General features: G+C 68.9%; 12 protein-coding genes and 1 pseudogene. 8 read left to right on the top strand and 5 right to left on the bottom strand.

Going from position 1 to position 14,819, the window contains the following annotated elements:
- The first annotated feature begins 112 nt into the window (after positions 1–112).
- Positions 113–1,791, top strand: a pseudogene (locus tag ACFWIS_RS20095) (relaxase/mobilization nuclease domain-containing protein).
- Positions 1,792–1,860: 69 nt separating this feature from the next.
- Here ACFWIS_RS20095 and ACFWIS_RS20090 read toward each other — a convergent pair.
- From ACFWIS_RS20090 to ACFWIS_RS20080, 3 genes are read right to left on the bottom strand one after another with little or no spacing between them, the layout of a single operon-like run.
- A complete protein-coding gene (locus ACFWIS_RS20090; protein ID WP_380451383.1) occupies positions 1,861–2,271 on the bottom strand; it encodes an NUDIX hydrolase in 411 nt (136 codons plus the stop codon).
- A 3-nt stretch (positions 2,272–2,274) separates the two neighbouring features.
- Positions 2,275–2,826 (bottom strand): flavoprotein, encoded by a 552-nt coding sequence (locus ACFWIS_RS20085; RefSeq protein WP_380451384.1) that lies wholly within the window; start codon positions 2,824–2,826, stop codon positions 2,275–2,277.
- A complete protein-coding gene (locus ACFWIS_RS20080) occupies positions 2,823–4,097 on the bottom strand; it encodes a helix-turn-helix domain-containing protein (RefSeq protein WP_380451386.1) in 1,275 nt (424 codons plus the stop codon). The genes ACFWIS_RS20085 and ACFWIS_RS20080 overlap by 4 nt, the downstream gene beginning before the upstream one ends.
- Before the next feature lie 534 nt (positions 4,098–4,631).
- Here ACFWIS_RS20080 and ACFWIS_RS20075 point away from each other — a divergent pair.
- The 7 genes from ACFWIS_RS20075 (at position 4,632) to ACFWIS_RS20045 (ending at position 11,803) form a co-directional block, all read left to right on the top strand.
- Entirely contained in the window at positions 4,632–5,342 is a 711-nt protein-coding gene (locus tag ACFWIS_RS20075) for an ATP-binding protein (RefSeq protein WP_380451388.1), read from the top strand.
- Positions 5,339–6,241 (top strand): phosphotransferase, encoded by a 903-nt coding sequence (locus ACFWIS_RS20070; protein ID WP_380451390.1) that lies wholly within the window; start codon positions 5,339–5,341, stop codon positions 6,239–6,241. The genes ACFWIS_RS20075 and ACFWIS_RS20070 overlap by 4 nt, the downstream gene beginning before the upstream one ends.
- A 34-nt stretch (positions 6,242–6,275) precedes the next feature.
- A complete protein-coding gene (locus tag ACFWIS_RS20065) occupies positions 6,276–7,271 on the top strand; it encodes a hypothetical protein (protein ID WP_380451392.1) in 996 nt (331 codons plus the stop codon).
- Between the two features lie 10 nt (positions 7,272–7,281).
- Positions 7,282–7,956: a histidine phosphatase family protein gene (locus ACFWIS_RS20060; protein WP_380451394.1), complete on the top strand. Its 675-nt coding sequence runs from the start codon at positions 7,282–7,284 to the stop codon at positions 7,954–7,956.
- 9 nt (positions 7,957–7,965) lie between these two features.
- Entirely contained in the window at positions 7,966–9,102 is a 1,137-nt protein-coding gene (locus ACFWIS_RS20055; protein ID WP_380451396.1) for a hypothetical protein, read from the top strand.
- A gap of 241 nt (positions 9,103–9,343) precedes the next feature.
- Entirely contained in the window at positions 9,344–11,020 is a 1,677-nt protein-coding gene (locus ACFWIS_RS20050; RefSeq protein ID WP_380451398.1) for an Eco57I restriction-modification methylase domain-containing protein, read from the top strand.
- 12 nt (positions 11,021–11,032) lie between these two features.
- Complete coding sequence (locus ACFWIS_RS20045; RefSeq protein WP_363604132.1) at positions 11,033–11,803, top strand: PaeR7I family type II restriction endonuclease; 771 nt, start codon at positions 11,033–11,035, stop codon at positions 11,801–11,803.
- 238 nt (positions 11,804–12,041) lie between these two features.
- Here the strand turns inward: ACFWIS_RS20045 and ACFWIS_RS20040 are convergent, their stop codons facing one another.
- Complete coding sequence (locus ACFWIS_RS20040; protein WP_380451400.1) at positions 12,042–13,487, bottom strand: amino acid adenylation domain-containing protein; 1,446 nt, start codon at positions 13,485–13,487, stop codon at positions 12,042–12,044.
- A 111-nt stretch (positions 13,488–13,598) separates the two neighbouring features.
- The gene (locus ACFWIS_RS20035; RefSeq protein ID WP_380451402.1) at positions 13,599–14,243 is read right to left on the bottom strand and encodes a DNA-binding response regulator; all 645 of its coding nucleotides are present in this window, start codon (positions 14,241–14,243) and stop codon (positions 13,599–13,601) included.
- Between the last annotated feature and the right edge of the window lie 576 nt (positions 14,244–14,819).

Genomic DNA, 14,819 nt, shown 5'->3' with positions numbered 1-14,819 from the left:
TGCAGCCACGGCAGAGGCTCCCTTCTCATGGCCCATCAGGCCATCTCCGGTAACCTTCCGCACCTCGGGGGAACCTCGCACCCATCAAGAACCCCGGGTCCACTCCCGCGGCCTGCTCGCTTACCTCTACGGACCCGTCCGCCACGACGAGCACCGCGACCCGCACATCGTCGTCGGCTTCGCCATGCTCGCCATGCCCGACCCTGGCCGCGACGAAAACGCCACCCTCACTCAACTCGCCCGCTCCTCGACGAGCCCGTCCGCCTGCGCAACAGCGAGCCCGGCAAGAAGCTCACCGACCACGTCTGGCACTGCCCCGTACGCGCCGCACCCGAGGACCGTTACCTCTCCGACGCCGGGTCTGAGATCGCCGAGCGCATCGTTCGGGCCGCCGACATCGCTTCCAAGGGCGACGACCTAGCGTGCCGATGGATCGCTGTGTGCCACGCGGACGACCACATCCACATCCTCGCCACCACCGTCCGCGAGGACGGCCGCCGCCCCAAGCTCCACAACAGCGGCCAGCGCGTCGGCGCCGAGTGTCGCGAGATCGAGAAGGACTACGGCCTGCGCCAGTTCGGCACGGGCGATTGGACCGCCGAACGCCGCCCCACTCGGGCCGAGATGCACAAGGCCAAGCGCCTCGGTTGGGAACAGACCAGCCGCGAGTGGTTCCAGGACCGCATCCGCGCCGTCATTCCCCACGCGAGCAACGCGGAGGAACTTTTCGCCCACCTCCAGGCCGATGGCGTCGAGGTCAAGATCCTCCGCTTCCCGTCCGGCGACCTTCGGGGCTACTCCGTCGCCCGCTCTGGCGACCTGAAGGCCAACGGACAGCCGAACTACATCCCCGGCGGGAAGATCGCCCCCGACCTGTCCCTGCCCAAGCTCCAGGCGCTCCTTGAGGCCGGCAAGCCGGAGGAGCACCCCACCGCCCGCCGCAACAAGCCCGCCGCCCCCTGGCAGCACGCCACCAACGCCCTCGACACCTTCACCACGGACCACGGCACCACCGGCGACATCGGTGATGCGCGTGCGCAGGCGCACATCACCGCCCTCGGCGAACTGATCGAGGCCACCGCCCAGACCGCGCCCCAGGACCTGCGCGCCGAACTCCGAGCAGCAGCAAAGACCTTCGCCCGCGCCCAGCGCTCCCAGATCAGCACCGACCACACGGCGGCAGCTGGCCTGCGCCAGGCCGCCCGCGACCTCGTGAACGCCGGCAGCGGCAAGGTCGGCAGCACCCTCTCCGTCCTCGTCGCGGCCCTCGCCTGGGCCGCGATCCTCTCTCAGCGCTGGCACACCGCCAAGGGCCACGCCCAGCAGGCCGAAGCCGCCCGCCGAACTGTCCAGCACCTCCAGACCGCCTACGACCAGGCCGCCGCCGACCAGCTCGCCTTCCTCGTCCAACGCCAGCCCAAGGAACAGACCTGCAACACCCTCGCCAACGACGTCCGCGCCGCCATCCCCAACCACGCGACGCGGATCCTCGCCGACCCCAACTGGCCCGCCCTCGCCACCGTCCTCGCCGACGCCGAAGCCGGTGGCTACACGCCCCACCAGCTCCTCACCGAGGCCGCCGCCCGCCGCGAACTCGGCAGCGCCCGCCTGCCCGCCCAGGTCCTCATCGCTCGTATCCAGCACACCAGCTACAACCCCGCACCCAACCGCACCGTCGAGGCGGCACTTCTGCGCTCGTCCGCCGCCCCGACCGTCCGCCACCCCACGACCAACCCGTCATCCGCCACGACTGCCCTGCAGCGCCCCGTCACCCAATCCCGACACCGCTGACCATCAGCGACCGGAATTCTGCTGCCGCTGTGGGCGGCCACCAGTTGGTGGTCGCCCACAGCTGTTCACTCAGCCCTTGAGCGCGATATCCAGGTATGCCTGAACTGGCTCGAAGATCCCGTACGGGACGTATTCGGGGATCTCTGCAAGCGCCACCCACGCCAGTGCGTCCAGTTCTCGTGGGTCACCGACGGCAGCGGTGCCGCTGACGATCTCGCAGACCGTGTACGACATCCATCGGCCAGTCTCCGGGTGGACGCGCTCGCCGAGGACCTTGATGGCGGCCACGTTCAGCCCCGTCTCCTCCGCAGTCTCGCGGACAGCCGCTTGCTCGGGAGACTCGCCGGGCTCGATCTTGCCCGCCGGGAACTGCCACACGAGCTGGCCCTCGCTGACCCGGCGCCGGACCATCAGCACCCGACCCTCTCGGATCACGATCGCGGCAGCGACACCTGGCGGCCCGTCTGAAGGCGGGAGCATCGGCTAGTCCCTCTCCGCCGCTGAGGCTGCCACGGGGCGGAGCAGGTCGAGGACGTGGGTCCAGTTGTACTTGTCGCGGCCCCCGCCGGCCTTGGGCTTGTGGGGGACGTAGTCACCGATCAGGACGCCCATCGACCGGAGCCGGGCCAGGCTCTCCCCGTACGCGGGGTGGGCAGCCTGGGCGGAGTTGACATAGGGCTGGACGGCGACGGGGATGCCGAGGCCATACGCCTCGCAGAGGATGCCGAGGGCGAGGGTGTCGGAGATGCCGGCGGCCCACTTGTTGATGGTGTTGAAGGTGGCCGGGGCGACGGCGATGGCGTCGGCCGGGGGCAGCGGCTGGGGGATGCTCGGCGTGCGCCAGGCTGAGCGGATCGGGTAGCCGGTCTGGGCTTCGACGGCCTGCTGGTCTATGAATCCGAGCCCGTTCGGGGTCGCGATCACGCCGACTCCCCAGCCCTCGGCATGGGCAGCAGTGATCAGTTCGCCCACGCCGTCGGCGATGCCCGACGCGCAGACGACGACGTAGAGGAACGGCTCGCGGTGCTCGGTCAAACCTGGACTCCCAACTCCTGGCAGAAACGGCGAAGCTCCGGGACGGCGCCGCGCCGGTCGCGAGCGGCCATGTCACCGGCCAGCTCGAGCACGCTGGGCCGCCGGCGGATGTCCTCCGAGGCACAGCTCTCCGCGATCCTGAGCGCTTTGTATCCCTCGGCCAGTCTGCCCTGCTGGCTGTAGGCCCGTGCAGCCTCCACCCACAGTGCCGCCCGGCGTTCGGGGACCGGGATGCGCCTGCGCATCAGCGGCTGGGCGGCTTCCAGCGCCGCTCCGGCGTCGCCCAGGACGACCGAGGCGCTCACCGAGTGGAGCGCGACGTTGGTCGGACTGAAGTTTGCCCAGGCTTCGGGGCTGTCGAGGTCGACGTAGCGCGCGACCTCCTGGGCCTCGGCGAGGAACTCGGCGGTCGTGGCACGGTCGCCGCCGGCGCTTGCGGCCGTCACCCCGCGAAGGAGCATGAGCCCCAGCGCGGCGAGGTACGCGGGTGGGCGCCGGTCGTAGCTGCCGGAGAGCTGGTCGGCGGTGTGCCTGATGAGGGTGACGGCGGGCGCGGTGTGCCGGTCGCGCGCGAGGACGTGCGCCTGGACTCGGACGCTGGAGGCCATCACGACGGGGTCGGCGCTCCGTTCGGCCTCGGCCATGGCACGGCCGACCGCCAGCCAGGCGTTGCCGTGGTCGCCGAGCTTGAGCAGCAGGCTGACCGCGGTCTGGTACGCCGTCGCGAGGAGGCCGGACAGGACCTGATCGCCGCCGCGGGAGGCGTCCTGGGCCTGGCGAAGGTCGGCGATCAGCGAGGGCAGAGCGCCTTCGAGTTCGGCGTACCGGCAGGTGTAGAACAGCCTCCGAGCCTGGGAGAGCCGGGCCGCGAGTGCGGCCCGGGGTTGTGGCGCGTGATCGGCTGGAACAGGTCCAGGCAGCAGTGCCTGGACCAGCTCTATCCCCACGCGGGGACGGGGCGTCGGGGTCGCGAGCGCGGCGACGCTCGCGGCCAGGAAGTTGCGACGGTGCATGTCGTCCGTCCTGCTGTCCGCACTGGTATGGGAGGACAGGCCGAGGCATTCCAGTGGGATGTCGAGCACGGCTGCGACAGCGCGCAGGACGTCGATGTCCTGCGTCCCCTTGCCGCTCTCCAACCGGCTGATCTTCGACTGGTGGTAGCCCAGTTCGGTGGCCACGTCCGCCTGCGACCGGCCGCTCAACACTCGCGCGCGGCGGATCACCTCTCCGATCCCACCCGCAGCGGAGTGTCCTGTGGCCGTCCGCGACATGGCTTCTCCTGCCAATGCTGATCCTGCCCTGGCGAGCCGAGCGTAGCCGCACCAGGACAACCCGTCATGCACGATCTGCATGGATCACGCACGCGGAGCCGTTGCCCTAACCGTGGTGCATCGAGACGGAGTTGTCTGGACGTCAGCAGCTCGACCACCCTCGCAGCTCGCGATTGCCCGCTCCCGCATGACCGAGGCCCATCTGCGGTCTCTCGCATGCGCGGCTCTACCCAGTGGCTAAGGAGAAGCGCCGATGACCCTCCGCTCGGACGCCCAGAGAGGCGCCACCACGCATCAGCGGGACGCGGACACGGTGGCTGTTCCTCTCGCTTCGGAAGAGGGCCGGGCGTTGAACACAACCGCAAGCCCCTCAGATCGCGCCGCTGAGCGTCGCGCGCGCCTCGCCACCGCCAGCACCCACGCCCGAGAGGTCCTCGACCGCCACCAGTTCGAGGACAGCCGGTGTAGCGACGGCTGCGGCCCCTGGCCGTGCAACAGCGTTGTCGACGCAGTCCAAGCCCGCGACGGTGACCAGTGATCGCCTTCACGCACGCCCGACGTATCTCGTTCATCGGCACCAGGCGCGACCACGTCCCGCCGGCCCGGGACGCAGTCGTCCGAGTCGCCCGCTCGTGGGGGATCGACCCGACTTCGTTGGGAGACATCGCGCTGGTCGCCGACGAGCTGCTCGCCAACGCGGTCATCCACGCGCCAGGAAGACTGCTGGCCGGCATCTACCTCTCTCCGGACGGCGACCGGGTGGTGATCGAGGTCTACGACCCGTCGCGCCGGATGCCCACCGGCGCGGCGAACTTCGGCAACGACGAACTGACCACCGGTCGAGGCATGCTGCTGATCGATGGCCTGTCGGAGACCTGGGGCGCGGAACCGACGACCCATGGCAAGAAGGTCTGGGCCGAACTGGCGGTGCCCGCTGTCGCGGTACCCGAGCACCCCCGCTCGGCCCGCCGGGCGGCACTCATCGCGAGCCTCGTCCGCACCGACCGTCCCAGGCCCCGTCCCCACGCGCCCACCTGGCCACGCGCCCACGCGTACAGATGGTTCTCGCAGCACCGCTCGCCGCGCGCCTACCGACTCCGCCCGTGCTGGTCCAGGCGCACCGGCCGGGCGGTGACGGGGGCCGGTCGCTCTTTCCCCCGGGAGCGGCCAGCCCCACCCCGTCCGAATCGCGCGGAGCAGCCGTGCTCCACCCGAACTCTGCTCTACGGAAGGATGGATGGATGAGTGACTGGGAGTTCGTGAAGGACAGAACGGCCACGCAGGGCGCGGTGTGGAGGTCCGCCGACGGCCTGCTCTACAAGCGGACCGGCGGTGAGGATCTGCGGGTTGAGACCGAGTTCCAGCAGCTGGCCGCCGGCCTTGGTTACCCGGTGCCGGAGATCGTCGACAGCGGCTCAGAGAACGAGACCTACTTCGTCGTCGAGCGCGCCATCGGCGACAGCTCGCTGCACGAGGAGGCGCTGGCCGACGCCGGGCGGGACGGTCAGGTCAGCTACCAGGTGATCAGCACGGCGGCTGCCGTCGCGTCGAAGCTCCTGCAGGCCCAGGCGAGGCACCCCCTCCCCGCCACGCCGTGGTTCGAGAAGGCGGCCTTCGCGGCCGAGGTCTTCGAGGAGAATCCGGACTTCGACACCCCGCGCGTCCACGAGGCGGTCAAGCACGCCCTCGACCGGTTGGCTCGGCTTCCGATGGTGCACGGGCACCTGGACTACGGCCTGCCCAACGTCCTTCAGGCCGGCGTCATCGACTGGCAGCACCACGGGCCGATCCCGCTCGGCTACGACGTCTACCCCGCGCTCGACATCGTCGCCTTCAAGGGCGGTGGCAAGGGCTACACGGTCACCCCGGAACAGCGCGCCGCCTACACCGCAGCGCTCGACGAGACCACTGCGTCCCTGATCGGGCAAAGGGTGAGCGAACACCTGGGCGACTTCCTGCTCGTCAAGTGCTTCTTCTTCCTCGCCCTCATGCGGCCCAGCGACCCCACGCGGCACGACAAGCACATCAAGTGGCAGTACCGGCGCACCCTCTTCACGATGGGACTTGATCAGTATGAGTCGTCCAACACGATCGACACCGGCACCTTCCCCACTCTGGAACGGTTCACCGCTGAACACCGGTAGGCCGGTTCCCGCCGTTCGCGACCGCGACTACCTGATGGACCACCACGGCGTCGTCTTCAAGGTCATCGGCGACAGCCACCCCGGCAGCCACTACCTCGGCTACGTCAAGTACCACCCTGACGAGAAGGGCGACCGTCGGCTCTTCGACCGGACCTACCGGCAGAACAGCGTCGTGTCGAAGTCCTTCGGCATCCTCGCCGGCAGGCCGGAGTGCTACGTCTACTCCGACACCCTCGGCTGCGTCATCACCGGCATCCCGCGCGAGGACGTGGCCGTCCACTACTCCTGCCGCCAGGCCCTTGCCGCCATCCACGAGGCCCCCGGCGCGGTCGCCGACAACCCGGCAGGCAAGGACCTCCTGGCGATCACCGAGTGGATCACCGCGAACGACGCCCAGGGCCTGATCGGCGTCACCGGCTCCTTCCTCGTCGGCTGCTTCAACGAGCGCTCCGACATCGACCTCGTCTGCTACGGCCCCGAGGGTTACCAGGCTGCACAGGAGCTCTTCCAGCAGACCGACCTGATCCGGCCGTACGACGGAGGCGACCTCACCCGGCTGTACATCCGCCGGGCCAAGTACATGGAGGGCAGCTCATTCGACGCCCTCATCAAGCAGGAACGCCGCAAGCTCCAAGGACTCACCGCCAACGCCGGCGCGCACATCAACTGCGAACCCATCCGCTCCGACCGCGATAAGACCTTCGCCCGGATCTCCTCCAAGGAGATCGGCGAGATCTCGCTCCTCGCCAAGATCACCGACCACGCCGAGGGCCTCACCACCCCGGCCGTCTACGGGATCAAGGTCAAGACCATCCTCAGCTCGACCATCGACGAGGCCGACTCCTTCTCTCGCCGGATCACCCACATGCGCTCGTACCTCGGCGCCTACACCGGCGCCTTCAGGTCCGGCGACACCGTGCACCTGTCCGGCAAGCTCGTCCACACCCAGGACGGCGAACACAGCGGCTTCGGCATCGAACTCACCCCCTGGACCGTCAGCGGCTCCTACGTCGCCAACCTCGCCGGATAGGAGCCTCGTCTTGCCCCTGCTTGTCATCCGACACGCCGAGTCCGTCGAGAACGCCGACAAGTACAACGGCTTCTACCAGGACCCCCGCCCCTACAGCGGAGCCGCCGCCCATGCCATCTCCCGCACCATCGTCGGCCTGACCCCGCGCGGCTTCCGGCAGGCCCAGTGGCTGGCCGGCGTCCTGCCGGAGCTCGTCGGCCCCGAACTGCACGTCTACACCTCGACCTACCGCAGGGCGATCGACACCGCCGCGATCGCCCTGCCCGACCTCCCTGACGGGTGGCCTCAGCAGACCGCGCTCCTGGACGAGCAGCACTACGGCGACGCCACCTACATGACCAAGCGCGAGCTCTACGACAGCTACCCCGCACTCGCCGAGGACCGCCGCCTGCGCAAGCACATCTGGACCGCACCGGGCGGCGGCGAATCGCTCGCCGAGGGCGTGCTCAAGCGGGCCACCGAGTTCGCCGCCCTCGCCCAGGCCGAACTCCAGGAATCGCCCACCGTTGTCGCCTTCACTCACCAGACCGCTGCGGTGGCCCTTCGATCCCTGCTCGAATCCTGCACCTTGACCGAGATCCTCGCCGAGGAGCGGAAGGGCAAGATGCCCAACGCCGCGATCCTCCACTACGAGCTGCACGACGGCCGGTTCACCCGGACAGGAACCACCACCCCGCCGATCTAGGAGGATCCCGTGCGGCACCTGTTCCTCAACGGGCCCGTCCAGAACGGACCCTTCACCTTCGCCACCCGCTCTGGCAAGGCCGTCGGCATCCGACTCGCCGCCGCCCTCAACGCCATCCTCGGGTTACCGCCCGCACCCCACCTGTGGAACACCGTCACCCTCGCCGGAGACCTCCGCCACCGCCAGGCCGAGGGGCCGACGATCCCCCGCCAGCGGTTCGAGGCCGACCTGATTGCCGCCAAGTACACGTCCGGCCAGTCCCCGGTGGGTGGCATCCTGACCGACACCGACGCGGAGGTCGCCACCCTCGCGCTGGCGATGATCGAGAACAACCTCCGCGCCGGCACCCTCACCATCAGCCGCGAGACCGTCCCCACCTGCCGGGCCTGCGGTCACATGACCGGCACCGGCATCCACCCCTGCAACGCCTGTGGCAGCACCGACACCGAGGACCGCACGGGCCGCCACCTCGTGGCCGAACTCGCGAAGGACCGCCCCGTCCTTGACCGCTCGGACATCCACGCCAGCCGTCGCCAGCAGCCCAAGCACCTCCAGCACAGCGCCGCCAACGTCGCTGAGCGGTTGATCCTCTCCCGAACTCGTGACCACGGCATCGACCTCTCGCCCCTTGGCCTCAACGGCCTAGTCCTCGACCCGCGCGTCGGTATCCACGCCACTGTCATCGCCGCAGCGCGCCGGCACGGAGCGGACACGGCCGTCATGACCATCACCGAGAACGCGGCCAACCACATAGCCGCCCATGGCCAGCACTTCCGCGAACACGGCGGCACTCGGCTTCAGTACGCCCTGCACGGTCACCTGCCCTACGACCACACGGCAAGCCTGCAGCCGCTGCACGAGGCGTACCGCACCACCCAGGTGATCAAGGACGGATTCGAAGAGTGGTTCCTACCGGTCTTCTCCCTGCGGGCCAAGACCGGAACCCGGCCGGACCAGCTGCCCGCGCTCTTCAAGCAGTACATGCGGGCACACCTGGCGAAGCCTGTTGCACTCGACGTGACTGCCTTCGAAGCCGTTCGGCGCTCGGTCTCCGCCGGTGACACGGAATGGATCACGAGCAAGCAGGCACTGGCCAGCGTGATGGCTGCCTGCGAGACCACGCTGGCTGCCGCTGCGGAGATCTGACAAGCAGGTCCGGCCTGCCCGTTACTCTCTGCATGAATGCTCTCCGGGAGTGCCTCTCCCGGACGCCCGACCCAAGAGGGGGACCGTCGCCCTTGGGCAGGCATAGGTACCGCAACGACCCGAAGGAGGCCCCAGCCTGCCCAACTCTCGGATACAGAGAGTGGTACCTCCAGAACACACTGTCAATTGATCGTGGTCAAGCTTGGGGCGGTCGCCGAAGTGCCCGCTGTAGGGTCGAGCCGTGGCAACTCTCGCGCTCTTCGACATCGACAAGCAGGCCCTGCCTGAGGTTCCCGCAGAAGCCGTCGAGCATGGCGAGGTCTTCACCCGCCGTTGGGTCGTCGAGCTCATCCTCGATCTGCTCGGTTACGCGCCGGACAAAGACCTCGCGCAGCTGAAGGTCGTCGAGCCCGCTTGTGGTACGGGAGCGTTCCTCGGCGTGATCGCTTCACGGATCAGTGCCTCGTGTCGAGCCCACGGTCGTCCGATCACCGACGCGGTGGACGCCGTCCAGGCGTTCGACCTGCTCGGGCGCAATGTGGCCGAGAGCCGTGGAGTCGTCGAGCAACGGCTCCACGACGACGGCTGGGACCGGAGTGACGCTCGGAATGTTGCCTCGCACTGGGTGAAGCAGGGCGACTACCTTCTCCAGGCCGACGCCGAGCACCGTGCGGATTTCGTCGTCGGCAATCCCCCCTACATCAGGCTGGAGGACGTCCCCGACGACCGGATGGACGCCTACCGCAGCGTCTGCTCCACGATGGGAGGCCGGGCCGATATCTACATCGGCTTCTACGAGGTGGCACTCCGCAGCCTGCGACCAGGAGGTCGGCTCGGTTTCATCTGCGCAGACCGCTGGATGAGGAACCAGTACGGCCGTAAGCTCCGCCATCTGGTGACCAGGCAGTTCAGCATGGACCTGGCGCTGGCGATGCACGATGTTGACGCCTTCCAGGAGCAGGTCTCGGCGTACCCCGCTATCACGATCATTTCCCGCCAGGCGCAGGGCGGCGCAGTTGCCGCTGACACGACCCGCACGTTCGGGGAGCCAGAGGCCCGCGATTTCCTCGCCTGGTACGAGGCCAAGGATCGGGAGCCGATCGCCACGGCCGCGTTTCAGGCGGCCCCGCTACCGCACTGGTTCCCTGGGGAGGATTCCTGGCCGGCGGCCTCACCTGCCAGGCTCGCCGTGCTCGAAGACCTCAACGACCGGTTTGGGCTGCTGGAGGATATGACCACTGGGACGCGCGTCGGCATCGGTATCGCGACCGGCGCTGACAAGGTCTTCATCACTGATGATCCCGAACTGGTCGAGCCGGACCGGCTCCTGCCCTTGGCCATGGTCCGAGACACGACCAGCGGCCTTATCAATTGGAGCGGCTCCCGCCTGGTCAATCCGTGGAACGCCCAGGGCGAACTCGTCGATCTCGCTGCCTATCCGAAGCTCGCTGCCTACTTCCGCCAACACAGCGGCGCTCTGCGGAAGCGGTATGTGGCCGTCAAGCAGCCCGACCGTTGGTACAAGACCATCGACAAGGTCGACCACAGACTGACGAGTCGGTCGAAGCTCCTCTTCCCGGACATGAAACTGACGATCCATCCGGTGCTCGATGAGGGGAAGTTGTACCCTCACCACAACCTGTACTTCATCGTCTCGGACGTCTGGGACATGCGCGTGCTCGGTGGCCTGCTCCTCTCCAAGGTGGCCGAGGCGTTCGTGGAGGCATACGCGGTCAAGATGCGTGGGGGGACGCTTCGCTTCCAGGCGCAGTACCTCCGCAAGATCCGTGTGCCAGACCCGGCGGCCCTCGCCGAGGAGGACCGTGCTGCCCTGGCAGACGCCTTCGACAAGCGGGACGTGAAGGCGGCCACCGAGGCAGCACTGCGTGTCTACGGGCTCACCGAGCTTCCCGATTAGGAGGAACCGATCTTGACGGTCAGCCGCCAGGACTTCGAGGACGCCGTCGCGGCGTACTGGGGTGTCAAACAGGCCCAGAACGAACAGTCGGCGATCAAGGCCGCGGTCGGCGCCGGCACTGCGGGTTCCGTCAGAGGCGGCAAGCACTTCGATTCCATTGCGGCCCTCCTGGCGAAGTTCTTCCTCGAAGCGGGCTATCCGCCTGAGAGCATCCGGGTCACCAAGTCCCAGCGTCTGGAGCTCCCCGGCTACTACAGGCCCCAGAAGCAGTGGGACGTCGTCGTCGCCTACGAGAACACGCTGGTGGCCGCCTTCGAGATGAAGGCCCTGGGCGGGCCGTCCTTCGGCAACAACTACAACAACCGGGTAGAGGAAGCCCTCGGCAGTGCCGTCGACCTTCGAAGGGCAGCGCTGGCAGACCTCTACCCCGGAGAGAAGCCCTGGCTCGGTTACTTCTTCATCATGCAGGACGAGGACGGGTCGAGGCGGCCCGTGAAGCCGGCTGCGGGGGCTCTACCGGTGGAGGACATCTGGCACGGCAAGTCCTACCAGGAGCGCTTCGGCATCTTCTGCCAGCGGTTGATGGCCGAACAACTCTACGACGCGGTCTGCTATGTCACCTCGTCCGCGACCGACCCGAAGCCGAACGAGCCGGTCGCCAGCTTGGACTGGAGGCACTTCTCTGCTGCCATAAACGCGCGGATCGGCTACCTGCAGGAGCTGGGACTGCCGAAGCCGCATTGGCCCCACAGCCCCCTGTTCGGGGACCTCGGCCAAGGCTGATTTGCGTGAGCGATGCGTGAGCGGACGGGGCAGCACATGCCAGTTCGGATGGGATCGTGGATCACGGTGCAGCGTCCTGACCTGCTGTTTCATCACGAAGTGATCGATGCTGGCACCAGCCATCATGATCACTCTCGGGCTCGTAATGCGTAGGTCGCGGGTTCGAATCCCGCAGGCGGCTCAGTACGGAACCCCAGGTCGGAAACCCGGCCTGGGGTTCTTGTGTTTCCTCGGGAGGTCACTCGCCGCGGTCCGCCTGGTGCGTCAGGGCGGCCCGGTCGGTTTTGCCGGCGGGTGTGCGCGGCAGTACGGGGACGATCGTCACGTGCGTCGGCAGGAGTGCTCGGGGCAGGCGGTCGGCGGCCCAGGCGCGGAGGTCGCGCGGGGTGGCCGCGTGGTGGCGGGCCAGGACGGCGAAGAGGGCGAGTTCGACGGGGCGGCCGGTTGCGTCGTCAGCGGGCAGGACCACGGCCAGCGCCTCGCGTACGGCGGGGTGCGACTCGAAGCCGGCCTCGATGTCGCCGAGTTCGACCCGGTGGCCGCGGATCTTCACCTGCTGGTCGATGCGGCCCAGGAACTCCAGCGTGCCGTCGGGGAGTCGGCGGGCCCGGTCGCCGGTCCGGTAGCAGCGGTGGATGCCGTGGGGGAGCGGGTGGTCGACGAAGCGGGCGGCCGTGAGGTCGGGCCGGTCGAGGTAGCCCTCGGCGAGCCCGTCGCCGTGGAGCAGGATCTCGCCCTCGGTGCTGTCGGGGAAGGGGGCCAGGTGCACGCCGGTTCCGGGCAAGGGGGCGCCGATGCCGATCGGTGCCGACGGGTCGGTGATCCGCTGCGCCGTGGCCCAGATGGTGGCCTCGGTCGGCCCGTACACGTTCCACAGCTCACCGGCGAGCGGGAGCAGCCGGGCGGCCAGTGGCCGGCTCAGGGCCTCGCCGCCGCACCAGAGGCGTCCGTCCGGCAGGCCCTTCCAGCCGGCGGCCGTCACCAGCCGCCAGAAGCTCGGCGTCGCCTGCACGACGTCGGGGGAGTGCAGGTGCAGCAGTTCGGCGAAGAGGTCCGGTTCGGTCCGGGCCCGGGCGGGGGCCGCGATCACGGTGGCGCCCACCTGGAGCGGAAGCAGCAGTTCGGCCAGTGAGATGTCGAAGGAGAGGGCCGTCAGCGCCAGCATCGATTCGCCTGCGGCCAGGCCGGGGGCGGTGGCCAGCCCGGTGAGGCGGTCGGCGAGGGCCCGGTGGGAGACGGCCACGCCCTTGGGGGTCCCGGTCGACCCCGACGTGTACATCACGTAGGCCACCGGGTCGAGGCCGGTGCGGGGGTGCTGCCCCGGGGGCAGTGGTGCCGGTGCGGCCGGTGTCAGGCCGAAGGCCTCGTCCTCCCGCAGGGTCAGTGCCGGACGCGCGTCGCGCAGCACCAGCTCGCGCCGGGGCGGCGGGTAGCCGAGGTCGAGCGGCAGCAGGGCGCGTCCGGAGATCCCCCCGGCGAGCAGGGCGAGGATTCCGGCCGGCGGGCTGGTGGCCTCGACCGCGACGAGTGAGCCGGGCGGGGTCAGCTCGGCGAGCCGCCGGCCCAGCGCGGTCGCCCGGTCGGCCAGTTCGCGGTAGGTCCAGCTCGTGGTCCCGGCGATCACGGCGATCGTGTCCGGGTGCTCGGCGGCGATCCGGAGGAAGGTCGCGGCGACGTCGCTCATCGGGGCCCTCCGGCGCGGGTGGGTGGGGTACGGGGCATGGGGGTTCCTCGGCTGTCGCAGCGGTCGGGTGCGCGGAGGCGGCGACAGCCGCCGGGTGGCGTGCCGCCCGGGTCAGGCGGCCAGCTTCTGCTTCCGCAGGTCCTGCTCCGCGGCCCTGTCCTCGGTCAGCCGGCCCAGCAGCGCGGCGCGCGTGAGTTCCGCCTTGTTGCCGACGCCCAGCTTGGTGCGGATGCGTTTGACGTAGGTGTCGACGGTGTGGGAGCTGATGCCGAGTCGGGTCGCGATCTGTCCGTGCGTCAGGCCCAGGGCGATCTGGCGCAGTACCTGTTGTTCCCGTTCGGAGAGGTCGCAGGAGGAACGCGGTTCGGTCGCCTCGGTGGCGGGCGCGGCGGTTCTGGCCTGCGGGGCCGGATTGCAGGCATTGGCCACCGCGTGCACCGCGTTGACGATCCGTTCGCCGGACTCGTGCTTGTTGACCACTCCCGCCGCGCCGGCGCTGAGGAAGTGGGCGCCGTCGGCCGCCGTCCCGTTGTCCAGCACCAGGACGGCCGTCGACTTGGCCATGTCGGTGATGCGGGCGAGACAGTCCTCCGGGCTCAGCGCGTCGACGTCGATCAGTACCGCGTCGGCGAACCACCATGATTCGTCATCGTGCGACGTCCTCGCAGAAATGACCCGTATTCCGGCGTCATTGAGCGTCTTCACCAGTCCGATCAGGTATATTGGCGACTTGACGAGAATGTCGGCACGAATCATTCTGCCCCCCTAAATGCGCCAACTCTCCGAAATTGGATTCCACTCCCGGAGGTTGGTTTACCTGTCTTGGCTCTTCTGTCGTTCCTGCAATCGCAGTGCCGAGTCGAATTCAGTGGCGGCAGGGTGGCTGCGGGCCCTGGGGGTCTCGGTTCTGCAATGGATGTCGGCCAGGCTAGCAGTCCGCCTGGACATCGAGAGGTCCCGGCTTCAGGGGACTTGGCGGGGGTCCGTGCAGGTCATGGAGGGCCAGGCCGGGCGGTGGTGTCGTGGCGGCCCGGGCCGCCGTGCCGACTCCGGCGCATTTGCATCGTATATAAACGACTACGCATCGCCAGAAGGGCGGGTGGGCGGCGGTGGGTGGCGGAATGGTTTGTCAATAGCCGCCGGATGAATGGGCCGCTGTGGCATCGAATGCCCTGTTTGTCTGGAGTGTTCTACTTCGGGGACACCTTACTGCATGTGGGTGGGAATCCATCGCCGGCGCGATTTCGGTCTCGCCTATTTCTTTGTCAAGGATTTACGGACGTGACGGTGCGGCGCGCCCCCCGCGCCCCGTTTCCCACTCGGCCGCCGCGG

The sequence above is a fragment of the Kitasatospora sp. NPDC127060 genome, assembly GCF_042724935.1.
Lineage (GTDB): Bacteria > Actinomycetota > Actinomycetes > Streptomycetales > Streptomycetaceae > Kitasatospora.
The sequence above is the reverse complement of the archived record's forward strand: the minus strand, read 5'-3'. Positions and strand labels throughout refer to the sequence as shown.